This is a genomic window from Acidovorax sp. GW821-FHT11A03, assembly GCF_058809075.1.
Window position 1 is genome coordinate 388911 of record NZ_JBXASG010000001.1, and the last position, 20707, is coordinate 409617.

Consider the following 20707-nt stretch of genomic DNA (forward strand, 5'->3'; position numbering starts at 1 on the left):
CGTCCTTGTGTTGTCAACTTCGTCTTGTTTCGGCTGCGATGCCGGTCCGCGCTTTTTCCTCTATTGACATTCCATGACCCAGGCAACGCCCCAGCCCCAGCAGCACCCCACCGCCACACCGGGCACGCTCGACGCGCTCATTCCCCTGCTCTTCGTCGCGCTGTGGAGCACCGGCTTCATCGGCGCCAAGCTGGGGCTGCCATATGTGGAGCCGCTCACCTTTTTGGCCATTCGTTTCGCGATCGTCGCCGTGCTGATGCTGGCGGTGGTGACGCTGGTGCGTGCTCCTTGGCCGCCATCGGGCAGGGCCTGGCTGCACATCGGCGTGTCAGGCCTGCTGGTGCACGGGGTGTACCTGGGCGGGGTGTTCATCGCCATCGGCCACGGGCTACCGTCGGGCATCACGGCGCTGGTGGTGGGGCTGCAGCCGCTCTTGACCGCGCTGGTGGCGGGCGCCCTGCTGGGCGAGAAGGTACGGCCCGCGCAATGGGCGGGCCTGGCGCTGGGTTTTACCGGCGTGGCGCTGGTGGTGGCCGGCAAGGTGGCCACCGTGCCGGGCGGCGCGCTGGTGGGCATGCTGCTGCCGGCCGTGGTGGCGCTGCTGGGCATCACGGCCGGCACGCTGTACCAAAAGCGCTTTTGCCCCGCGTTCGACCTGCGCACCGGCTCGGTCATCCAGTACCTGCCGTGCGTGGTGGCCATGGCAGTGCTGGCATACGCGACGGAAACCATGGCCGTGCAGTGGGGCGGCGAGTTCCTGTTCGCGCTGGGCTGGCTGGTGCTGGTGCTGTCCCTGGGCGCCGTCAGCCTGCTGAACCTGCTGATCCGCCGTGGTGGCGCGGTGAACGTGGCCAGCCTGTTCTACCTGACCCCGCCCACCACCGCGCTGATCGCCTGGGCCGTGTTTGGCGAGACGCTCGGCGGCTGGGCGCTGGCGGGCATGGCGCTAGCGGTTCTGGGTGTCTGGCTGGCCCGGCAGACCCGGTAGGGCCGGGGGCCGTTGCCTGGTCAGAGCTTGCGCAGCCGCTCCAGCGCGGCGCGCAGCGTGTCGTCCTTCTTGGCAAAACAGAAACGCACCACGCGCTGGTCAAACCCGTCGCCGTAGAACGCCGACAGCGGAATCGCCGCCACGCCCACCTCGCGGGTGAGCCACTGGCAGAAGTCCGATTCGTTCAGGTCGCTCACGGCCGAGATGTCCACGCACTGGAAGTAGCTGCCGGTGCTCGGCAGCAGCTTCAGGCGCGAGCCCTCCAGGCCCTGGCGGAACAGGTCGCGCTTGGCCTGATAGAACGCGGGCAGCTGCAGGTAGGGCGCCGGGTCCTGCAGGTAGGCGGCCAGGCCGTGCTGCATGGGCGTGTTCACGGTGAACACGTTGAACTGGTGCACCTTGCGGAACTCGGCCGTCAGCGCTGCGGGGGCGGCCACGGTGCCGACCTTCCAGCCGGTGACGTGAAAGGTCTTGCCAAAGCTCGACACGATGAAGGCGCGTGCCGCCAGGCCGGGAAAGCGCGCGGCGCTTTCATGCTCGGCGCCGTCGAACACCATGTGCTCGTACACCTCGTCGCTGATGAGCAGGATGTCGGTGGGCGCGAGCAGGTCTTCCAGCTGGCGCATCTCCTGGGCCGTCCAGATGGTGGCGCTGGGGTTGTGCGGGCTGTTGATGAGGATGGCGCGCGTGCGCGGCGTGATGGCCGCACCGATCTTGCCGAAGTCGGGGCGGAAGGTGCCCGGCGTGAGCGGCACGCGCACCGCCTTGCCGCCCGCCAGTTCGATGTTGGGCACGTAGCTGTCGTAGCAGGGGTCGAGCACGATGACTTCATCGCCCGGGTGCACGATGGCCAGGATGGTGGTGATGATGGCCTGCGTGGCGCCGGCCGTGATGGTGATCTCGGTGCCCGGGCTGTACCGGCGGCCGTGCAGCGCCGCGATCTTGCTGGCGACCGCCTCGCGCAGGGCCGGGATGCCGGGCATGGGCGGGTACTGGTTGTGGCCGGCCTGCATGGCCCGCGTCACGGCGTTCACCAGCTCCGGGGCGCATTCGAAGTCAGGAAACCCCTGGCCCAGGTTGACCGCGCCGTGCTCGGCCGCCAGGGCCGACATCACGGTGAAGATGGTGGTACCCACCTGAGGCAGCTTGCTGGGGAAGGCGGGTGTGCGGGCGGTGTCGGTGGTCTCAGTCATGGCGCTGTGGCGGAAGGTCAGGCTGGGAAGCAATGGGGTGGTGGAATGGGCAATCGGGCGGGTGCCGGTGTCAGAGTTCGTAGTCGTTGACGTGGCCGGTCATCGCGCGGGCGATGAGCTCGCGGCTCAGCCGGTCGCTGAGCAGTTCGGCGAACTTGTAGACGAAGTTGCGCAGGTACGCACCCCGCTTGAAGGCCACCCGCGCCACGCTCTGGCCGAACAGGTGCCCCACGGGACGCACGGCAAGGTCACCCACGGGGTCGTCGCGCATGGCCATTTCGGCCACGATGCCGATGCCCAGGCCCAGGCGCACGTAGGTCTTGATCACGTCGGAATCGATGGCCTCGAGCACGATGCGCGGCTGCAGCTTGCGTGCGGCAAAGGCATGGTCGATCTTGCCGCGGCCGGTGAAGGAGGGGTGGTAGGTGATCAGCGCCTCGTGGGCCAGGTCGTCCAGCCCGATGCGCTCCTTCTGCGCCAGCGGGTGGTCGTTGGGCACCACCAGCACGTGCTGCCATTCATAGCAGGGCAGGGTGACGAGTTCGGGGTAGTCGGCCAGGGATTCGGTGGCCATGCCGATCTCGGCCACTTCATCGATCACCATGCGCGCCACTTCGTGCGGTGTGGCCTGGTGCAGGCTGATGTTGACCTTGGGATAGGCCTCGCGCAGGCGCGCCACGGGCACGGGCAGCACGTAGCGGGCCTGGGTGTGGGTGGTGGCGATGCTGAGGGTGCCGCTGTCCTGGGCGCTGAACTGCTCGCCGATGCGCTTGAGGTTGCCCACCTCCCGCATGATGACCTCGATGCTCTTGAGCACGTGCTGGCCGGGTTCGGTGATGCGCTTGAGGCGCTTGCCATGGCGCGCGAAGATGTCCACTCCCAGTTCTTCTTCGAGCTCGATGATGGCCTTGGACACGCCCGGCTGGGAGGTGTGCAGGGCCTTGGCCGCTTCGGTCAGGTTGAGATTGCGGCGCGCAGCCTCTTGAACGAAGCGGAATTGGTGCAGATTCATATCTGATATCGCCTAAAGAGTTGCATCATTATGCTGCAGCTATCTAAGGGATTTCAGCGGAAGGCACCTCACAGGCAATTTCTGCCATCAAAGCCGTCATGCGCGGGTCTTCGCCAATGGCGGGCTGCACATGGAACCGCACGGCGGGATGGGCCGCTCGCAACTCCTCCACCAGCAGCGGCAGGTCGTTCCGCGCATGCTTGCCCGTGCCAAGGAACATGGGCACGACCGTGACATGGGCCGCTCCCTGCGCGACGAGCTGGTCCGTGGCCTGTGCCAGCGTGGGGGTGCACAGCTCCAGGTACGCGCAGGCCACAGGGCGGTCCGGGTGCTGCCCGCCGATGCGGGCAGCCACGGCTTCCATGGGGGCGCGCCACAGGGGGTCGCGCGAGCCGTGGGAGAACAGGACGATGGCGCGGTGGTTCATGGGTTGCAGATCGGGGCAGGGTGACAGCCGGGGCTAGCGCCGGAGCACCAGCCATCCAAAAGCCGCGAGCGAAAGCACGGAGTAGATCAGTCCGGGCGCGGCCGCCGTGAGCCACGGCGACCAGTTCTGCAGGTTGCCCGCATAGCCAAACACGTTGTTCAGCAGGAAGAAGCTGATGCCGGCCATGACGCCGCCAAACACATAGCCCGCGATGCCGCCCGAGCGGAAGTGCAGGTAGGCAAAAGGCAGGGCCAGCACCACCATCACCAGGCAGCTGAGGGGATAGAACACCTTGCGCCAGAACTCGATCTCGTAGCGCTGGGCGGACTGGCCGTTGGCGTCGAGGTGGCGGATGTACTGGAACAGGTCGATGGTGGCCATGCGGTCGGGTTTGAGCAGCGAGGCGGCCACCATGTCGGCGCTGATGCGGGTGGGCCATTGCAGGGTGGGGGCATCGAGGTGCTCCACGCGCGCTTCGTCGCCGCCGCGCTGCTCGAAGCGGCTGCGCTGCACCTTCTCCAGATTCCACGCGCCGTCCGGCCCAAACTGTCCCGCCGCCGCCCGTGTCTGCGATGCCAGCCGGCCCTTGGCATCGAACTCGAAGATGCGCACGTCCAGCATGCCGCCGTTGGTCGTGAGCGCGCGCACGTTCACCGCATAGGAGTGGTCGTCCTGGCGCTCCTTGAGCCAGGCGCCGGTGGCGCCCGTGGTCAGGCGCCCGAGGTACCGCACCTTGACCAGCTGGGCGGCGCGGTCGGTCAGCGGCGCAATGTAGTCGCCCACGGCGAAGGTCAGAAGCACGAAGAAGCCGCCCAGCGCCACCAGCGTGCGCAAGGCACGCCAGGGGCCCATGCCGCTCGTGCGCATGATGGTGAACTCGGAGCTTTGGGCGAGCCGCGCCATCACGAAGATGGTGCCGATGAGCACTGTGATGGGCAGCAGCTCGTACAGGTGGCTGGGAATGCTCAGCACCACGAACAGGAACGCGTGCGAGAGCTGGTAACCCTCGGCGCCGGTGCGGCCCACCCAGCGCAGTTCGTCCACCAGGTCAAAGAAGAAGAAGAGCGCCAGAAACCCGGCGGTGACGAAAGCGACCGCGAACAGGGCTTCGCGGTGGATCAGGCGGCGGATGGTTTTCATGCGGGGCTCCCTGGCGGCGTGGGCTGCCAAAGCCGCCGCAGCGTCCAGTGGTTGTGGCGCGCGGCCAGTACCAGCAGCGACATGAGCAGCATGCCGCCGTGCAGCAGCACCATGAAGCTCACCAGGCCGAGCCGGCCCGCGCCCACCCAGCTTTGCCCCAGCGTCATGAGGTTGTAGTACACGATGAAGGCAAAGAGCGCGAACACTAGGCTGGTGCTGCGCGCGGCGCGCGGGTTGACGCTGGCCACGGCCAGCCCCAGCACCACGAAGTTGAGCGCCGCCAGCGCCAGCCCCAGGCGCCAGCCCAGCTCGGCCCTGTAGGCGGGCAGGGGCTGCATGAGCAGCTCGTGCGTGGCGCGGGTCTTGACGGAGAGCTCTTCGGCCGAGCCCGCGGGCGCGGAGCCAATGCGGGTGCCGTATTCGACGAACTCGCTGATTTTCACGCCGGGTTTGTCGCGTGAGGTCTCCAGCCGCTGGCCCTCGCTCAGCACGGCCATGCGCTCGCCGCCCCGTGTCTCCAGCCGGGCGCTGCGCGCGGAGGTGACGGATTCGCGGGCACCGTCGGTGGCGGCGATGAAGATGTTGTTGCCGGCCTGGGTGTCCGGGCTGTCCTTGTCGATGAAGAACACCCGGCTGCCATTGGAGGATTCCTGGAACTCGCCGGGTGCGATGCGGTCGATGTCGCTGCGCTGTTCATAGCGCGTCTTGAGTTCCTGGATCTGGGAATTGGCCCAGGGCCAGACCAGCAGCGACAGCACGGCGATGATGACCATCACCGGCCAGGCAAAACGCAGCAAGGGCCGCAGCAGGCTGACCAGCCCGCGGCCGCTGGCGAACCAGATGACCATTTCACTGTCTCGGTACATGCGCGACAGCGTCCCGACCACGGCGATGAAGAGGCTCAGGCTCAGGATGGTGGGCAACTGGCCCAGCACCGTGAACCCCATGACCAGCATGACATCGGAAGGGCTCACGCTGCCCCGCGATGCCTGGCCCAGCGTGCGGATGAGCATCATGGTCATGACCACGGTCACCAGCACCACGAGGGTCGCACCGAAGCTGCGCGCCAGCTCCTTGCGGATGGATGAATCGAATAACATTGGCTAGGAGCGCGCTATGCACTTTTGCGTGCATGTCAAAGTGCATAGCACGCTCAAAAGGAAAACACCGATTATGAACTTTGATCTCAAGACCCTTGACCTTGCTGCGGCAGCTTCGGAAAAATGCGACCTGCTGGTCGTCCTGCTTCCCGAGGGCTTCAAGCCTGGCAAGGATGCGCTGTCTGCCCTGGCGGCGCTGGCGCTCAAGAACGGAGATCTGTCCACCAAGGCAGGCAAGCACCTGCAGCTGTACCAGGTGCCTGCCGTTGCCGCCCGCCGGGTGGTTCTGGTCGGGCAGGGCGACGGCGCGGCCCGCGCCACGCGCCAGGCCCTGCAGGCGGTGGGATCGGCCATCAAGGCGCCGCAGACCAAGCGGGTGGCGCTCTGTTTTGCGGGTGCTGCGCAGCCAGCGGCCGTCAGTGCCGCCGTGCAGGCCGTGGCCGAAGCGAGCTACGTCTATACGACCACCAAGACAAAGGTGGAGGCGCGCAGCCTGAACCGCTGCGTGGTGGGCGTGCACAGCGTCCCCGAGGTGCGCGAGGATTTCGATGCCGGCGTGGCACTGGTCGCCGGGGTCGAGTTCGCGCGGGAATGGGGCAACCGCCCCGCCAACCACGCCACGCCCAGCCTGCTCGCCGATGCGGCCAAGACACTGGCCAAGCTGCCCCGCATCCAGTGCAAGGTCCATGGCCCGGCCGAGGTGGCCCGCCTGGGAATGGGCGCCTTCCTCGCCGTGGCGAGGGGGTCCGAGGAGCCTTTGCGGTTCATCGAGCTGCGCTACAGCGGCGCGGCCAAGGACCAGGCGCCTGTCGTGCTGGTGGGCAAGGGCATCACGTTCGACACGGGGGGCATCTCGATCAAGCCCGCGCCGGAGATGGACGAGATGAAGTTCGACATGTGCGGCGCCGCCAGCGTGCTGGGAACGTTCCGCGCGCTGGGCGAGCTGCAACCCGCCATCAACGTGGTGGGGCTGATCCCCGCCTGCGAGAACATGCCCGACGGCCGTGCTGTCAAGCCCGGCGACGTGGTCACGAGCATGAGCGGCCAGACCATCGAGATCCTCAACACCGACGCCGAAGGCCGGCTGGTGCTCTGTGATGCGCTCACCTATGCGTCCCGCTTCAAGCCCGCCGCCGTGGTGGACATCGCCACGTTGACCGGCGCGTGCGTGATTGCGCTGGGTGGCGTGCGCAGCGGGCTGTTTGCCAACAACGATTCCCTCGCAGCCGCGCTGCAGGAGGCCGGGGAGTCCGCGCAGGACCCCTGCTGGCGCATGCCGCTGGACGACGATTACGCGGATGGCCTCAAAAGCAATTTCGCGGACATGGGGAACGTGGCGGGCCGCGCGGGCGGTTCCATCACCGCGGCCAAGTTCCTGCAGAAATATGTGGGTGACCTGCCCTGGGCCCATCTGGATATCGCCGGGACGGCCTGGAAGGGTGGGGCCGCCAAGGGGGCCACGGGGCGGCCGGTCGGGCTGCTGGTGCATTACCTTCTGGGGCAGGCGGCCAACACCAAGCCCGCCTCCAAGGCATCTTCGGCCGCGCGTGCGGCCTCCCCCAGGCCGGCGACGGTGAAGGCGCCGCGCGCCAAGCTCGGCTGATCACGCCATGACCGAGGTCGCGTTTCACTTCAATGCGCCGGACAAGCTGGCCTATGCATGCCGCTTTGCGCGCAAGGTGCAGCGCAGCGGTGCACGGCTGGTGATTGCAGCACCGGCCGAGACGCTGGCGGTGCTGGACCGCATGCTCTGGGTGCTGGCGCCGCAGGATTTTGTGGCCCATTGCCTGGGCGGTGCCGACGAAGAACTTGTCCATGCATCGCCCGTGCTGCTGACGGCCGACGCGCGTTCCGCCGCGCACCACGAGGTGCTGTTGAACCTGCACGCCGAAGTGCCGGAAGGGTTTGGCCGGTTTGATCGCCTAGTCGAGGTGGTGAGCGCGCAGGATGAGGCCGATCGCGGCGAGGCGAGGTCGCGCTGGCGCCACTATGCCTCACGCGGGTATGAGATCACCCGCCACGACCTGGTGCTGAAAGCCGGCTGATGGCGCTGCCCCCCAAGACGCCTCCGCGCTTTGTCCCCACCCTCACCGAAGTGGTGCGGGCGCCGGATTCCGCCCCATCGCAGGCCGCGGCCGCTGCACCATCGCGCACCACGGTCATGCATCCCTCCATGCTGCCCGAGGCGCGGCCGGCGGCGAACGCCGTGCACCAGGCGGCGCAGCCGCCGGGTTCCTTCGTGCATGGCGCCCATCGGCCCGCCGTGGCCCCGCCAAGGCCCGCCGCTCCGCCGGGCATCGTGCCCGCGCCGGCCCGCAATGCTCCGGCAGCGGGCACCGTGGCGCCGCCCGTGTCCGTGGGGGCCGTGAGTCCGGTTGCGCTGACCCGACCATTGCCGGAGGGCATGGAGGAATACATGGTGCACAGGGTCATGCAGCGCGTGGACGTTGTGCTGGATCAACGTTTGCGCGAAGCGATCGCCACGGTGGTGCAGGAGCAGACACGATCGGTGCTGCCACGGCTGCGCGAAGAGATTGAATCGGTGGTCCGGCACGCTGTGTACGAGGCGGTGGCGGATGAGCTGGCCAGCGGGACACCCTTGGTGCCAAAGGGATGACAGGGTATTCCCCTGTGGTTTCTCTCGCTTTTAATCGTGTTCCCTAATGATCTGGCCCGTAAATTGCGATATGTTCGCCTGCGTTGAGACACAAGAATATTCTCAGCGTTTATCTTTACTGGAGATTGATATGCAATTGAAGTTGAAACTGACCGTGGTTGCTGCTATCGCGGCTGCTGCTGGTGTGGCCTCTGCACAAGAGCAGGTGGTCAAGATCGGCCACGTGGCTCCGGTTTCCGGTGCCCAAGCCCACTACGGCAAGGACAACGAAAATGGCGCCCGCATGGCCATTGAAGAGCTGAACGCTCAAGGCGTCACCATCGGCGGCAAGAAGATCAAGTTCGAACTGCAGGCCGAAGACGATGCAGCCGATCCAAAGCAGGGCACGGCCGCTGCACAAAAGCTGTGCGACTCCAAGGTCGCAGGCGTTGTCGGTCACCTCAACTCCGGTACCACCATCCCAGCATCCAAGGTCTACAACGACTGCGGCATTCCGATGGTGACGGGCGCTGCGACCAACCCCAACCTGACCAAGCCAGGCTACAAGACCACCTTCCGCATCATCGCCAACGACAACGCCCTGGGCGCTGGCCTGGCTTTCTACGCGGTCGACACGCTCAAGCTCAAGACCGTTGCCATTATCGACGACCGTACCGCTTACGGCCAAGGCGTGGCAGACGTGTTCAAGAAGACGGCCACGGCCAAGGGCATGAAGGTGGTGGACGAGCAGTTCACGACCGACAAGGCCACCGACTTCATGGCCATCCTGACCGCCATCAAGTCCAAGAACCCTGATGCCGTGTTCTACGGCGGCATGGACCCACAAGCCGGCCCCATGCTGCGCCAGATGGAGCAGCTGGGCATGGGCAACGTGAAGTACTTTGGTGGTGATGGCGTCTGTACGTCGGAAATCGCCAAGCTGGCCGCCGGTGCCAAGACCCTGGGCAACGTGATCTGCGCCGAAGGCGGTTCTTCGCTGGCCAAGATGCCTGGCGGCACGGCCTGGAAGGCCAAGTACGACGCCAAGTACCCCAACCAGTTCCAGGTGTACAGCCCCTACACCTATGACGCCACGTTCCTGCTGGTGGACGCCATGAAGCGTGCCAACTCCGTGGACCCCAAGGTGTACGTGAACGAACTGGCCAAGGCCAGCTTCAAGGGTGTGACCTCCACCATCGCCTTCGAACCCAACGGCGAAATGAAGAACCCCGCCATCACCCTGTACGTCTACAAGGACGGCAAGAAGACCCCGCTGTAATTAGTCAGCGCGGTACCGCGCTGCAGGGCCCCTGTGCCCTGCAGGGCTCAAAAAAGGCTTCCCTCGGGAAGCCTTTTTTATTGGGCACCCGCGCCGTCGATGGCGCAAGCGGCCCGGTTGTTGCCCTGCTGGCTAGCGTCTTACCTGAAGCGAGCCTGGATTCACGATATTGGTGGGCGTGCCCTTGATGAAATTCACCACGTTGTCGAATGCCGCGCCAAAGTACAGCTCATAGCTGTCCTGCTCGACATAGCCAATGTGGGGCGTGCAGATGCAATTCTCCAGCCGCAGCAAGGCGTGGCCCTGAAGGATGGGTTCGCTCTCGAACACATCGACCGCCGCCATGCCGGGACGGCCCCGGTTCAACGCTGCGATCAGCGCGTCGGGCTCGATCAATTCGGCCCGCGATGTGTTGACGAGAAGGGAGGTGGGCTTCATGCAAGACAGGTCTTCCAGCGAGACGATGCCGCGCGTTTCATCGTTGAGGCGCAGGTGCAGCGAGATCACGTCACACTGCGAGAAGAACTCCTCGCGCGTGGTCGCGGCCTGGTAGCCGTCCGTCAAGGCCTGGGCGCGGGACGCTTCGCGGCCCCAGATGCGCACGTTCATGCCGAAAGCGCGTCCGTAGCCAGCCACGAGCTGTCCGATGCGGCCATATCCCCAGATGCCCAGCGTTTTGCCGCGCAGCACGTTGCCAAGGCCGAAGTTGGCGGGCATGGATGCGGTCTTCAGCCCGGACTGCTGCCAGGCGCCGTGCTTGAGGTTGGCGATGTACTGCGGCAGCCTGCGCATGGCTGCCATCACGAGGGCCCAGGTCAGTTCGGCCGGGGCCACCGGGGACCCTATGCCCTCGGCCACGGCAATGCCCCGCTCCGTGCACGCCGTCACGTCGATGTGACTGCCGATCTTGCCGGTTTGCGCGATCAGTTTGAGGCGGGGAAGCTTTTCCACCAGTTGGCGCGTGATCTGTGTGCGCTCCCGCACCAGAACGATGATGTCGGCATCCTTCAGGCGGACAGAAAGCTGCCCAAGTCCTTTGACGGTGTTGGTGTAGACCTTGGCGGTGTACGCGTCGAGCCGGGATGCGCAGTGCAGCTTGCGGACTGCGTCCTGGTAGTCGTCGAGAATCACAATGTTCATCCCGATATTGTGCCTTGGTGGCGCCACCGGCATTCACCGGGCCGCCGTCCTGGGGCATCAAAGTACGGGGCTTTTGGTGACGGAGTGTTGGCGCATCCCGCAAAACGCTGCCGCCCATGGCAGGACGGGGCGGGGCCGTGCCATCGCTCCCCGGCCGTTTTTCTCACGCCCGCAGATCCATCTCTTTCGAGAAGGAACGCCACACGCCAACGAGGACCGTGCCGTTGGCGCCGTTGGCCCGTGATGAAGGAAGTATCTTGGTCTCAAGAGGCCTGCAGGGCTCCCTCGCAGGCCACCATGCGGTCCAGTTCCGCGCACACGTCAGCCATCCTGCCGGTGATCACCAGCCGGCCTGTGCCGGGGGCTGAGATCCTGCGCAAGACCTTGGCGGTCCGGCGGCCCGATCCATCGGTGGGCCGCGGTGCTGCGCAGGCGCTGCGGCTTCCTGCGGGCGGTACCGGCATCGCGGGCGGTGCTCTGCGGGTGGCGGCCTGCCGCCCGGGGCTTTCGGCGGGGGGCGTCTGGGGCGTGTTGACCGTGAAGGGCCAGTTGCCGCGCAGCGGACGTGGGCCAGGGAGACCCTGCGGGCGGTGGATGCTCCTGGAGCCGGCCGTGCCCCGGCCGTCGCTGCGGTCCGTGCCATCGTGGTGGGAACGGGGTGGGGGCGAACCTGCCGCAGACGGCATCGCGAGCGCGGCGGTCGAGTGAAACCAGCGCGTCAGCGAGCGCAGCGGCACGGAGAAGGCGGAAAAGGTGGTCAAGGCAATTCCCATGTGAAAACTCCGAAGGTCGGGGGTTGGACATAGGCAGGATTGCAAATTGAACCCGCACCGCAGGGCTGGCGTGCCGGTTTGCCCGGCACACCAAACGCCCGCCACCTGCAATGCGGTAGTGAATGGACCAGCAGCCGGGACCGGCTACATCAGCATGGTGTTGCGAATGAGGCCTACCGCGAGACCTTCGATTTCGAAAGGTTCGCCAGGCTGTACCACGATGACCGGGTAGTCCGGGTTTTCAGGCAGCAGCTCGATGGCCGTGGCGGTGCGCCGCAGGCGCTTGACCGTCACGTCGTCTCCCAGGCGGGCCACGATGATCTGGCCGTTGCGCGCCTCGCGGGTGGACTGCACGGCCAGCAGGTCGCCGTCCATGATGCCGGCATCGCGCATGGACATGCCACGCACCTTGAGCAGGTAGTCGGGCTTGTGCTGGAACAGGCTGTTTTCCACGCTGTAGGTCTGGTCGACGTGTTCCTGCGCGAGAATGGGCGAACCCGCCGCCACCCGCCCCACCAGGGGCAGGACCAGCTGGGAGAGCCCGGGAATGGGCAGGTGGAACTGGCTGCCGCGCGCTGCATTGATGGAGCGCAGCGTGTCGCTGCGCAACCGGATGCCCCGCGATGTGCCGCTCACCAGTTCGATCACGCCCTTGCGTGCGAGGGCCTGCAGATGTTCTTCTGCCGCATTGGCCGACTTGAAGCCCAGTTCAGCCGCGATTTCGGCGCGGGTGGGAGGCGCCCCTGTGCGTGCAATGGCGGTCTGGATGAGGTCCAGGATCTGTTGCTGGCGGGCCGTGAGTTTCGGGTTGTCGAGCATGGTGGTTTCCGGTGGAGGCGGCTACAGTGAAGGACAACTGTTTTTTAATCCAGTAACTGTATTTTTCACCAGTTTTTCGGAGTATGCAAGTGAGTGGGCAAAAAATTGTGGTTTTGGGCACTGGAGGAACCATTGCCGGCACGTCGGCACAGGCGGGTGACAACATCGGGTACACCGCCGCGCAGGTCGGGGTGGAGCAGCTGCTGGCAGCGGTCCCCGGATTGCAGGAGGCGGCCGGTGGCATGCTCGTGGCGGAGCAGGTGGCTCAGATCGACAGCAAGGACATGGATGGCGGGGTGTGGCAGGCCCTGGCGCTGCGCTGCGCCCACCACCTCCAGGATGCTTCCGTGCGCGGGGTGGTCATCACCCACGGCACCGATACGCTGGAGGAGACGGCCTGGTTCCTGAACCAGGTGCTGGATACCCGGCTGAAACCCGTGGTGCTGACCTGCGCCATGCGCCCGGCCACGGCGCTCACGCCCGACGGGCCGCAAAATCTCCTGGATGCCGTGGCGGTCGCGGTGGCTGCGGGTGCCCGCGGCGTGCTCGCAGTGGCCGCTGGCGAGGTCCACGGCGCACAGCAGGTCCAGAAGGTGCATCCGTACCGTGTCCATGCGCTCAGTTCGGGCGAGGCCGGGCCTTTGGGGTGGGTGGAGGAGGGCGCCATTCGCCTTGCGCAGGATTGGCCGATACCGCCCGCCAAGCATGCGTGGGGTGCTCTGCAAAATATAGCAAATGCAGCGGCCTGGCCCCGCGTGGAGGTGATCATGAGCCACGCGGGCGCCACGGGCGCCATGGTGGATGCGCTGGTGCGTGACGGCGTCCAGGGGCTGGTGGTGGCATGCACCGGCAACGGCACCATCCACCACCTTCTGGAAGCCGCATTGCTGCGCGCGCAGGAGGTGGGCGTGCGGGTGGTCCGGTCCACGCGCTGCGCCGAGGGGCGGGTGCTGCCCAAGCCTGGTGACGTGCTGCCTGATTCCGGCGGGCTGCCGCCCCTGAAGGCCCGGATCTCGCTGATGCTGGACCTGATGCGCTGAGCGCGAAGGCTGTCCAGTGTTGTTTGCAGCCCTCAAGACACACGCCTGGGCCTACCCGGCGCTGGAAGTGGTGCACATCGTTGGCATTGCCCTGCTGCTGGGCAACCTGGTGCTGCTGGAGTTGCGCGTGTTTGGCCGGGGGGCGGCGCTGCCCGTCAAGGACCTTGCGCGGCTCAGCCTGTCGCTGGCATTGTGCGGCTTTGGCCTGGCGGCGGCATCGGGCCTGCTGATGTTCGCCACCCAGCCTTCCGAGCTGCTCGCCAGCCGCGCATTCACCTTGAAGATGCTGCTGTTAATGCTTGCGGGCTGCAACGCCGCGTGGTTCCATGGGCGTGGATCGCTGGCGCGCCTGGACGCCCTGGCCCGGGTGCAGATGCTGGCGTCCACGCTGATCTGGCTGGCCGTGGTGGTCTGTGGCCGCTGGATCGCCTATCTGTGACCTGACAAGGAGAGAACCGATGAGTCTGCAACGCCGCCGCCTGCTCCTGGCCACTGCGATGGTTCCGCTCTGGGCGCGCGCCCACCATGGCTGGAGCAGTTTTGATGCCGAGCGCCCCATCTATCTGGAAGGCACGGTGCGCAAGGTGCGCTGGCAAAACCCCCATGCCGAGCTGGAGCTGGAGCTTCCCGCGCAGCTGCGGCTTCCCGCGGACCTGGCGCAGCGCGCGGTGCCCGCCCAGGCCTCGCCCGTGGACGGCAAGGCCTTGCTGGCCAAGGCGGTGCTGCCCACCCGCAAGGACCGCCGCTGGGAGATCGAGCTGGCGCCCCTGACACGCATGCAGGCCTGGCAGGTGCAGGAGATCAAGCCCGGCACGGACCTGTCGGTGGTGGGCTTTACCCTGCGCGATGAGAAGGGCGATGCGGTGCTGCGCGCGGAATACCTTTTCGTGGACGGCAAGGCCTACGGCCTGCGCTCCAGTCCGGCCTGAACAAAACCAGGATGGGTGGCAAGGCCGGGGCCATGAGGGCCTGGCACCGCTGGTGCCACGGCGCGCCTGAAGGGGCCACCGGCACCTCCCAAAAGAAAAGCGACGCCCTGGTGCCCCATGGCGTCGCTGGTCCTAGGGCGTGACCCTCGCGCTCAGCTGGCCAGCGCCTGGAGCGCGCGCGCGGTGATTTCTTCCACGCTGCCCGTGCCGCTGATGGCGCGGTACTTGGGGGCGGCGTCGGGCTCGGCCTGGGCCCAGCTGCTGTAGTAGTCCACCAGGGGGCGCGTCTGGTCGCTGTAGACCTGCAGGCGCTTCTTGACGGTTTCTTCCTTGTCGTCTTCGCGCTGGATCAGTTCCTCGCCCGTCAGGTCATCCTTGCCTTCCACCTTGGGGGGGTTGAACTTGACGTGGTAGGTGCGGCCGCTGGCAGGGTGCGAGCGGCGGCCGCTCATGCGTTCGATGATGGCGTCAAAAGGCACATCGATTTCGAGCACGTAGTCGAGCTTGACGCCCGCCGCCTTCATGGCGTCGGCCTGGGGAATGGTGCGGGGAAAGCCGTCGAACAGGAAGCCGTTGGCGCAGTCCGCCTGCGTGATGCGTTCCTTCACGAGACCGATGATGATGTCGTCGCTGACCAGGGCACCCGAATCCATCACGGCCTTGGCCTGCAGGCCCAAGGGCGTGCCCGCCTTCACCGCCGCCCGCAGCATGTCGCCGGTGGAGATTTGCGGGATGCCGTATTTCTGGCAGATGAACGTGGCTTGCGTGCCCTTTCCGGCGCCAGGCGCGCCCAACAGAATCAGTCTCATGGAAGTCCTCGAAGGTTAGAAATCGGTTGGCGCCGCTGGCGGGGACGTTCGAAGGGCGCCTGAAGCCGTTCTGTGCGCCCGGGATGCGGTGCTCTCGTTGCGGGCGAGGATAGCATGCGACCACCTTGCGCTGACTTACACGCCGTACCGCGCGGCGGCCAGGGTGTCGCGGTGCGGATAGTGCCCTGCACGGTGGCGCGGGCAGGGCCCCGCGCCGTGGGGCCGCGGGCCGTCCGTCAGCGGAAAAGGTTGCGGACCCGCTCCAGATCCTCGGGGGTGTCCACGCCAGGCCCCGGGGCGGTGCTGGCCAGGTGCACCGCGATGCGGTGGCCGTGCCACAGCGCGCGCAGCTGCTCCAGCGCTTCCACGGCTTCGGTGGGGGCTGGCGCCAGCGCCGGAAATTCCCGCAGGAAGCCGGCACGATAGCTGTAGATGCCCACATGCCGCAAAGGCGCGAACCCCGCCAGGGCGGCGACGCCGGGTGCGGCCGCCTGGGCGGCGCCTTGCCACCAGGGCGTTGCGGCATGGTCGCGGGCGAAGGGGATGGGCGCCCGGCTGAAGTAGTGCGCCAGGCCCCGCGCGTCCAGCACCACCTTCACCACGTTGGGGTTGGCGTAGTCGGCTTGCGACGCAATGGCGTGCGCGGCCGTGCCCATGCTGGCCTCGGGGCGGGCCGGCAGCAGTTGCGCCACGGCATGGATGAGGCCGGGGTCCATCAGGGGTTCATCCCCCTGCACGTTGACGACGATGTCGGCGCCATCCAGCCCCAGATGGACGCAGGCCTCTGCCAGCCGGTCGCTGCCGCTGGCATGGTCGGCGCGGGTCAGGATCGCCTCCACGCCGTGGGCCGCGCAGGCCTGCAGGATGCGGTTGTCGTCGGCGGCCACCACGACCCGGGTGGCGGCGCTCTGGGCCGCGCGGCGGGCAACCCGCACCACCATGGGCAGGCCGGCGATATCGGCCAGGGGTTTGTCGGGCAGCCGGCTCGATGCCATGCGGGCCGGGATCAGCACCGTGAAGCGGCAGTCCGGTGCCACGGCGCCGGGGGCGGGCACAGCGCTCACTGCTCCAGTTCCTCGTCGGTGAGCGTGCGGGCTTCGTTTTCGAGCAGCACCGGGATGCCGTCGCGCACCGGGTAGGCCAGCCGCGCGCTGCGGGAGACAAGTTCCTGCGCCTCGCGGTCGTAGGTCAGCGGGCCTTTGGTGACAGGGCAGACCAGCAGTTCAAGCAGTTTGGGATCCATGGTGGCGGTGCTTCCGGGAGGTTCGTTCGGGCAGGCAGCGATGATAGCGGCGGCCAGCCCCGCGGGACCGCCGGTGCGCGCTAAAGATCACCTGGTGCCGGCAGGCGCGCATCCAGGGCCGCGAAAAAGGCTGGATCCATGTGCAGTTGCAGGGGCACGGCCAGTGCGTCCGGGTGGCGGGGCCACAGCTTGACGGCATCTTTTTCAGTGCAGATCAGCGTGTAACGGTTATCTGGTGAGCGGTTCCAGCTATCAAAATCATAGTGATCCGGCAGGGCCTGCGCGTGCGCCAGTTGCAACGCCTGGGCCTGCAGCATCGCAAAGAAGTCCCCGGGGCGTGCGACGGCTGCCACCGCGTGCAAAGGCTGCCCCCGCAGGCTGGACAAGGGCACGCGGGTGCCGTCCGAGCGCACGGCCCAGGGGGCCAGGCGCCGTTGCAGCGCATAGGCCTCGAAGTCTCCCCGGGGCGGCACGCCACCCGCATGGAGCACCAGGTCCACCGGCCGCGGCCAGGGCTCGCGCAGCGGGCCCGCAGGCAGCAGGAAGCCGTTGCCGACGCCCTGGTCGTTGAAGATGCAAACCTCCACATCGCGCGCCAGGGCCAGGTGCTGCAGCCCGTCGTCGCAGACGATCACGTCGGTGTGCGGGTGCGCCGCCAGCAGGGCGCGGGCCGCGGCGATGCGGCGCGGCGCGACGAAAACCGGCACCCCGCAGCTGCGCGCGATCAGCGCGGGCTCATCGCCCACCTCGCGGGCGGGGCTGTCGGGCGCCACCGCCCGGCAATCGGTGGTGCTGCGGCCATAGCCGCGCGAGATCACCCCGGGGCGCAGGCCGCGAGCCTGCAGGTGTTTCACCACGGCGATGACCACGGGCGTCTTTCCGGCGCCTCCGGCGATCACGTTGCCCACCACGACGACGGGACGGCCCGGGTGTTCGGCCTTGAGCACGCCAGCGCGGTAAAGCCCCCGGCGCAGGGCCACCAGCGCCCGGTACAGCAGGGAGACGGGCCACAGCGCCCAGGCGGCCGGGCCGCGTGCCTGCCAGATCTTCTGCAGCCCGGAGGCCGGGGAAGGGGCGCCGCCGCGCGCCGCGGACCGGGGGGGCGGCTGCGGCCCGGGGCCAGCCATGCCGTGTCAGCGGCCGGTGCTGCGCGCCGCGGCCGACGACTGCGTGGCAAACGTGATCTGCGTGAGGCCCACGCGGCGCGCCGCCTCCATCACCGAGACCACGGACTGGTGCGGCGACATGGCATCGGCGCTGATGATCACGACACTGTCGCGCCCGGCGGTGGCGGCGCCGCGCAGGGCCTGCGCGATGGCGTCCACGCTCTTGCCGTCCACGCCGTTCTTGTTGACGGCATAGCGGCCGTCGGCGGCCACCGAGACGATCACTTCCTTGGGGTGGTCGCGCTGCTGCTCGGCGTCGGCCACCGGCAGGGTGAGCTGCAGCTCCGTGAACTTGCTGTAGGTGGTGGTCAGCATCAGGAAGATGAGGATCACCAGCAGCACATCGATGAACGGGATCAGGTTGATCTCCGGCTCTTCCTTGGCGCGGGGGCGAAAATTCATGTCGACGATCCAATGGGCGGTACGCGTTGCCCGCGAAGTTTGGAAACCGGCGGCCTCAACGCGGGCGGGCGTGGCGCAAGGGCCGCCCCACCGCACGGGCGGCGTCCCCCTGCCCGCGGTGCATGGCGCTGCGAGAAGCAGGGAAGGGCGCGGCCGCGCCTCAGGGGGGAGTTCACTTCTTCCTCAGGCGCAGGATGTGGCGGACGAACTGCTCGGAAGCCAGCTCCAGCGTGAGCAGATAGGCATCGACGCGGGCGCGGAAGTAGCGCCAGAAGATCAGCGCCGGGATCGCCACGATCAGGCCGAAGGCCGTGTTGTACAGCGCCACCGAGATGCCATGCGCCAGCTGCGCGGGGTTGCCGCCGCCCATGGCCTGGCCCACGCCGCCGCTGCCGGCCTGCGAGCCGAAGATCTCTATCATGCCGATCACGGTCCCCAGCAGGCCCAGCAGGGGCGCGGCCGATGCGATGGTGGCCAGCGCCGCGAGGTACTTCTCCAGCCGGTGGGCCACGGCCCGGCCGGCGCCTTCCATGGCCGAGCGCAGGTCGGTCTCGCTGCACTGAGGGTTGCTGTTGAGGGTGCGCAGGCCGCTGGCGAGCACCTCGCCCAGGGCGGAGTTCTGCGCGAGCTGGTTCACCACGTCGGGGGTGGGCACGGCCTTGGAGGACACCGTGATGGCTTCATCGAGCAATTTCGGAGGAGCGACGCGGGCCGTCTTGAGGGCCACGAACCGTTCGAAAATCAGCGCCATTCCCAGGATGGAACACGCAATCAGGGGCCAGATCGGCCAGCCTGCGGCTTGTATGATGGACAGCAAATCTCTCTCCGCGCAGATGAAAGCAATCGGCGATTATGGCCCAGCTTCCTGCCGCCTCCGCGTCACAAACAGTTACCTTGCCGGGTGGCCGCCGCATCGGCGGTGTCACCCACAAAAACTGTGGATAACTTTGTGGGAAACCCGGTTCGTGCGCCGCGCAAAGTGGCGTCCCGCCGTGCTTGCAACAGATTGATGAAAAATTGCGCAGTGAAAAAATCATATAAATCAATAACTTGCACGTGCAACCGTGTTTTGCGGCCAGTTTTGCCGGGCGCGCTGCCGTCCTGGGTCGCTCGGGCGGTTCTGTGGAGTACTCGCCCCTGGAGCGCGCCGCGAAAGCCCGCCGTATCTCATGTTTGAGCGCCCGGGCCTCGCGGCGGCGCCGCGCGTTTGGGAAGTTGGCGCGCTATGCCGCGCCATTGCTGATGCGCTGGAGGCGCGGTTCAATCCTGTCGCGGTGCGCGGGGAGATCACGGGCTTCTCGCGCGCTTCCAGCGGTCATTGCTACTTCTCGGTCAAGGACGCGAATGGCCAGTTGCGCTGTGCCATGTTTCGCCGCGCGGCCAGCCTGCTTGACTTTTCTCCACGCGATGGCGAATTGGTGGAAGTGCGCGGCCGTCTTGGCGTGTACGAGGCGCGTGGCGACCTGCAGTTCATCGTGGAAAGCATGCAGCGGGCGGGGCAGGGTGCGCTGTTCGAGCAGTTCCTGCGCCTGAAGGCCCAGCTGGAGGTCGAAGGCCTTTTCAGCGGCGACCGCAAGCGTCCGCTGCCCCTGCAGCCGCGCGGCATCGGCCTTGTCACCTCCACGGGGGCGGCGGCCCTGCACGACGTCGTCACCGCCTTGCGCCGGCGCGTGCCACACATCCCGGTGGTGCTGGTGCCCGCGCAGGTGCAAGGGGGCGCCGCACCGGCGTCGCTGGTGGCGGCGCTATCAAAACTGTATCTGCTGGCGCAGGCTGGACAAGCGCCAGGGGCTGATCTGACCTGCAACCCGCCGATCGACGTCATCCTGCTGGTGCGGGGCGGGGGTTCCATCGAGGACCTCTGGGCCTTCAACGACGAGCAACTGGCCCGCACCATCGTGCGCAGCCCCGTGCCGCTGGTCAGCGGCGTGGGGCATGAAACGGACTTCACCATCGCCGACTTCTGCGCCGACCTGCGCGCGCCCACGCCCACCGCGGCCGCCGAGCTGGTGGCCCAGCCCCGCGACGTGTGGCTGGGCGCCCTGGGCCTGCTGGGCGGGCGCATCGGCGACGCGGTGCAGCGCCAGCTTGATGCACGCCACCAGCGGCTGGACCAGGCGGCGGCGCGGCTGGGCCGCCCGTCCGGCCTGGTGGCGCGCCAGCAGATGCAACTGGCGCGCCTGGCCCAGCGCATGCGGCATGGAGTGCTCCTGAAATTGCAGCGCCTGGCGCAGACACAGAAAGCGCTGGAGGCCGATTTACCCAACAAGCTGCAGCGCTGCGCCGCGCGGCAGTCGGACCGCCTGGACCGCGCGGCCCTGCGGCTGGAGTTGCTGGATCCGCGCCTGGTGCTGCAGCGCGGGTACGCGCTGCTGACCGATACCGGGGGCCAGGCCGTGACCAGCGCGCGGCAGGCGCACCCCGGCGACGCCTTGCGCGCCACGCTGGCCGACGGCGTGGTGGATGTGACGGTGTCCCAGCCGCGCCTGCTCTGACGGGGGTGCCTGTAGGACAGTGGCGGGTTGTGGCGCTTCGGCACCGATCCGTGTGGCCTCACGCTGCACAGGTCACCTGATCTTCCTACAATGCCCCCTTTGTGCTGTGTCCGACTGCATTGCTCAGGAAAGATCGCGGTGCAGATGGCATCCCAG

At 67.4% G+C, this 20707-nt stretch carries 23 protein-coding genes; 9 read left to right on the forward strand and 14 right to left on the reverse strand.

What is annotated here, in order from left to right; all coding sequences use genetic code 11:
- Nucleotides 1-73 precede the first annotated feature (73 nt).
- Nucleotides 74-988, forward strand: a complete 915-nt coding sequence (locus tag AC1RVY_RS01820; protein ID WP_492805043.1) for a DMT family transporter — start codon at nt 74-76, stop codon at nt 986-988.
- 20 nt (nt 989-1008) lie between these two features.
- Here the strand turns inward: AC1RVY_RS01820 and AC1RVY_RS01825 are convergent, their stop codons facing one another.
- The 5 genes from AC1RVY_RS01825 to lptF all read right to left on the reverse strand — a co-directional run bounded on the left by AC1RVY_RS01825 (nt 1009) and on the right by lptF (nt 5860).
- Complete coding sequence (locus AC1RVY_RS01825; protein ID WP_492805045.1) at nt 1009-2181, reverse strand: pyridoxal phosphate-dependent aminotransferase; 1173 nt, start codon at nt 2179-2181, stop codon at nt 1009-1011.
- Between the two features lie 70 nt (nt 2182-2251).
- On the reverse strand, nt 2252-3193 hold the full coding sequence (locus tag AC1RVY_RS01830) for a CysB family HTH-type transcriptional regulator (RefSeq protein ID WP_218338495.1): 942 nt from the start codon (nt 3191-3193) through the stop codon (nt 2252-2254).
- A gap of 43 nt (nt 3194-3236) precedes the next feature.
- Nucleotides 3237-3620 carry a sirohydrochlorin chelatase gene (locus AC1RVY_RS01835; RefSeq protein WP_369642537.1) on the reverse strand — a complete coding sequence of 128 codons (384 nt, stop codon included), beginning with the start codon at nt 3618-3620 and terminating at the stop codon, nt 3237-3239.
- A 33-nt stretch (nt 3621-3653) separates the two neighbouring features.
- Nucleotides 3654-4760: an LPS export ABC transporter permease LptG gene (gene lptG / locus AC1RVY_RS01840; protein WP_218294877.1), complete on the reverse strand. Its 1107-nt coding sequence runs from the start codon at nt 4758-4760 to the stop codon at nt 3654-3656.
- Entirely contained in the window at nt 4757-5860 is a 1104-nt protein-coding gene (lptF, locus tag AC1RVY_RS01845; RefSeq protein ID WP_218294878.1) for an LPS export ABC transporter permease LptF, read from the reverse strand. The genes lptG and lptF overlap by 4 nt, the downstream gene beginning before the upstream one ends.
- 73 nt (nt 5861-5933) lie before the next feature.
- Between lptF and AC1RVY_RS01850 the strand changes: the two genes are divergently transcribed.
- From AC1RVY_RS01850 to AC1RVY_RS01865, 4 genes are all read left to right on the forward strand, one after another.
- The gene (locus tag AC1RVY_RS01850; protein WP_369642536.1) at nt 5934-7463 is read left to right on the forward strand and encodes a leucyl aminopeptidase; all 1530 of its coding nucleotides are present in this window, start codon (nt 5934-5936) and stop codon (nt 7461-7463) included.
- 7 nt (nt 7464-7470) lie between these two features.
- Nucleotides 7471-7905: a DNA polymerase III subunit chi gene (locus AC1RVY_RS01855; protein WP_218294880.1), complete on the forward strand. Its 435-nt coding sequence runs from the start codon at nt 7471-7473 to the stop codon at nt 7903-7905.
- Nucleotides 7905-8477: a hypothetical protein gene (locus AC1RVY_RS01860; protein ID WP_492805048.1), complete on the forward strand. Its 573-nt coding sequence runs from the start codon at nt 7905-7907 to the stop codon at nt 8475-8477. The genes AC1RVY_RS01855 and AC1RVY_RS01860 overlap by 1 nt, the downstream gene beginning before the upstream one ends.
- A gap of 130 nt (nt 8478-8607) precedes the next feature.
- Nucleotides 8608-9735, forward strand: a complete 1128-nt coding sequence (locus tag AC1RVY_RS01865; RefSeq protein ID WP_218294882.1) for a branched-chain amino acid ABC transporter substrate-binding protein — start codon at nt 8608-8610, stop codon at nt 9733-9735.
- Between the two features lie 132 nt (nt 9736-9867).
- Here the strand turns inward: AC1RVY_RS01865 and AC1RVY_RS01870 are convergent, their stop codons facing one another.
- From AC1RVY_RS01870 to lexA, 3 genes are all read right to left on the reverse strand, one after another.
- Complete coding sequence (locus tag AC1RVY_RS01870; protein ID WP_218294883.1) at nt 9868-10875, reverse strand: D-2-hydroxyacid dehydrogenase family protein; 1008 nt, start codon at nt 10873-10875, stop codon at nt 9868-9870.
- 263 nt (nt 10876-11138) lie between these two features.
- Nucleotides 11139-11636: a hypothetical protein gene (locus tag AC1RVY_RS01875; protein WP_492805050.1), complete on the reverse strand. Its 498-nt coding sequence runs from the start codon at nt 11634-11636 to the stop codon at nt 11139-11141.
- A 156-nt stretch (nt 11637-11792) separates the two neighbouring features.
- Nucleotides 11793-12467: a transcriptional repressor LexA gene (lexA, locus tag AC1RVY_RS01880; RefSeq protein ID WP_218294885.1), complete on the reverse strand. Its 675-nt coding sequence runs from the start codon at nt 12465-12467 to the stop codon at nt 11793-11795.
- Nucleotides 12468-12550: 83 nt separating this feature from the next.
- Between lexA and AC1RVY_RS01885 the strand changes: the two genes are divergently transcribed.
- From AC1RVY_RS01885 to AC1RVY_RS01895, 3 genes are read left to right on the forward strand one after another with little or no spacing between them, the layout of a single operon-like run.
- Nucleotides 12551-13507: an asparaginase gene (locus AC1RVY_RS01885; protein WP_218294886.1), complete on the forward strand. Its 957-nt coding sequence runs from the start codon at nt 12551-12553 to the stop codon at nt 13505-13507.
- A gap of 19 nt (nt 13508-13526) precedes the next feature.
- Nucleotides 13527-13946 carry a hypothetical protein gene (locus AC1RVY_RS01890; protein ID WP_218295306.1) on the forward strand — a complete coding sequence of 140 codons (420 nt, stop codon included), beginning with the start codon at nt 13527-13529 and terminating at the stop codon, nt 13944-13946.
- Between the two features lie 19 nt (nt 13947-13965).
- Nucleotides 13966-14436: a DUF6152 family protein gene (locus AC1RVY_RS01895; protein WP_218294887.1), complete on the forward strand. Its 471-nt coding sequence runs from the start codon at nt 13966-13968 to the stop codon at nt 14434-14436.
- A gap of 152 nt (nt 14437-14588) precedes the next feature.
- Here the strand turns inward: AC1RVY_RS01895 and adk are convergent, their stop codons facing one another.
- The 6 genes from adk to AC1RVY_RS01925 form a co-directional block, all read right to left on the reverse strand.
- Nucleotides 14589-15245, reverse strand: coding sequence for an adenylate kinase (gene adk / locus AC1RVY_RS01900; RefSeq protein WP_218338501.1), 657 nt, complete (start codon nt 15243-15245; stop codon nt 14589-14591).
- A 236-nt stretch (nt 15246-15481) separates the two neighbouring features.
- The gene (kdsB, locus tag AC1RVY_RS01905) at nt 15482-16309 is read right to left on the reverse strand and encodes a 3-deoxy-manno-octulosonate cytidylyltransferase (protein WP_492805053.1); all 828 of its coding nucleotides are present in this window, start codon (nt 16307-16309) and stop codon (nt 15482-15484) included.
- Nucleotides 16306-16488: a Trm112 family protein gene (locus AC1RVY_RS01910; RefSeq protein ID WP_056062396.1), complete on the reverse strand. Its 183-nt coding sequence runs from the start codon at nt 16486-16488 to the stop codon at nt 16306-16308. The genes kdsB and AC1RVY_RS01910 overlap by 4 nt, the downstream gene beginning before the upstream one ends.
- A gap of 80 nt (nt 16489-16568) precedes the next feature.
- Nucleotides 16569-17615, reverse strand: coding sequence for a tetraacyldisaccharide 4'-kinase (gene lpxK, locus AC1RVY_RS01915; RefSeq protein ID WP_492805055.1), 1047 nt, complete (start codon nt 17613-17615; stop codon nt 16569-16571).
- Nucleotides 17616-17621: 6 nt separating this feature from the next.
- Nucleotides 17622-18056: an ExbD/TolR family protein gene (locus AC1RVY_RS01920; protein WP_218294890.1), complete on the reverse strand. Its 435-nt coding sequence runs from the start codon at nt 18054-18056 to the stop codon at nt 17622-17624.
- Between the two features lie 172 nt (nt 18057-18228).
- Nucleotides 18229-18873: a MotA/TolQ/ExbB proton channel family protein gene (locus tag AC1RVY_RS01925; RefSeq protein WP_218294891.1), complete on the reverse strand. Its 645-nt coding sequence runs from the start codon at nt 18871-18873 to the stop codon at nt 18229-18231.
- Between the two features lie 352 nt (nt 18874-19225).
- On the opposite strand from AC1RVY_RS01925, the gene xseA reads away from it, so the two are divergent.
- Entirely contained in the window at nt 19226-20551 is a 1326-nt protein-coding gene (xseA, locus tag AC1RVY_RS01930; RefSeq protein WP_492805057.1) for an exodeoxyribonuclease VII large subunit, read from the forward strand.
- Nucleotides 20552-20707 lie beyond the last annotated feature (156 nt).

Coding starts and splice junctions, on each gene's coding strand:
- AC1RVY_RS01820 (WP_492805043.1), top strand. CDS start 74: ATGACCCAGGCAACGCCCCAGCCCCAGCAGCACCCCACCGCCACACCG.
- AC1RVY_RS01825 (WP_492805045.1), bottom strand. CDS start 2,181: ATGACTGAGACCACCGACACCGCCCGCACACCCGCCTTCCCCAGCAAG.
- AC1RVY_RS01830 (WP_218338495.1), bottom strand. CDS start 3,193: ATGAATCTGCACCAATTCCGCTTCGTTCAAGAGGCTGCGCGCCGCAAT.
- AC1RVY_RS01835 (WP_369642537.1), bottom strand. CDS start 3,620: ATGAACCACCGCGCCATCGTCCTGTTCTCCCACGGCTCGCGCGACCCC.
- lptG (WP_218294877.1), bottom strand. CDS start 4,760: ATGAAAACCATCCGCCGCCTGATCCACCGCGAAGCCCTGTTCGCGGTC.
- lptF (WP_218294878.1), bottom strand. CDS start 5,860: ATGTTATTCGATTCATCCATCCGCAAGGAGCTGGCGCGCAGCTTCGGT.
- AC1RVY_RS01850 (WP_369642536.1), top strand. CDS start 5,934: ATGAACTTTGATCTCAAGACCCTTGACCTTGCTGCGGCAGCTTCGGAA.
- AC1RVY_RS01855 (WP_218294880.1), top strand. CDS start 7,471: ATGACCGAGGTCGCGTTTCACTTCAATGCGCCGGACAAGCTGGCCTAT.
- AC1RVY_RS01860 (WP_492805048.1), top strand. CDS start 7,905: ATGGCGCTGCCCCCCAAGACGCCTCCGCGCTTTGTCCCCACCCTCACC.
- AC1RVY_RS01865 (WP_218294882.1), top strand. CDS start 8,608: ATGCAATTGAAGTTGAAACTGACCGTGGTTGCTGCTATCGCGGCTGCT.
- AC1RVY_RS01870 (WP_218294883.1), bottom strand. CDS start 10,875: ATGAACATTGTGATTCTCGACGACTACCAGGACGCAGTCCGCAAGCTG.
- lexA (WP_218294885.1), bottom strand. CDS start 12,467: ATGCTCGACAACCCGAAACTCACGGCCCGCCAGCAACAGATCCTGGAC.
- AC1RVY_RS01885 (WP_218294886.1), top strand. CDS start 12,551: ATGCAAGTGAGTGGGCAAAAAATTGTGGTTTTGGGCACTGGAGGAACC.
- AC1RVY_RS01895 (WP_218294887.1), top strand. CDS start 13,966: ATGAGTCTGCAACGCCGCCGCCTGCTCCTGGCCACTGCGATGGTTCCG.
- adk (WP_218338501.1), bottom strand. CDS start 15,245: ATGAGACTGATTCTGTTGGGCGCGCCTGGCGCCGGAAAGGGCACGCAA.
- AC1RVY_RS01910 (WP_056062396.1), bottom strand. CDS start 16,488: ATGGATCCCAAACTGCTTGAACTGCTGGTCTGCCCTGTCACCAAAGGC.
- lpxK (WP_492805055.1), bottom strand. CDS start 17,615: ATGGCTGGCCCCGGGCCGCAGCCGCCCCCCCGGTCCGCGGCGCGCGGC.
- AC1RVY_RS01920 (WP_218294890.1), bottom strand. CDS start 18,056: ATGAATTTTCGCCCCCGCGCCAAGGAAGAGCCGGAGATCAACCTGATC.
- xseA (WP_492805057.1), top strand. CDS start 19,226: ATGTTTGAGCGCCCGGGCCTCGCGGCGGCGCCGCGCGTTTGGGAAGTT.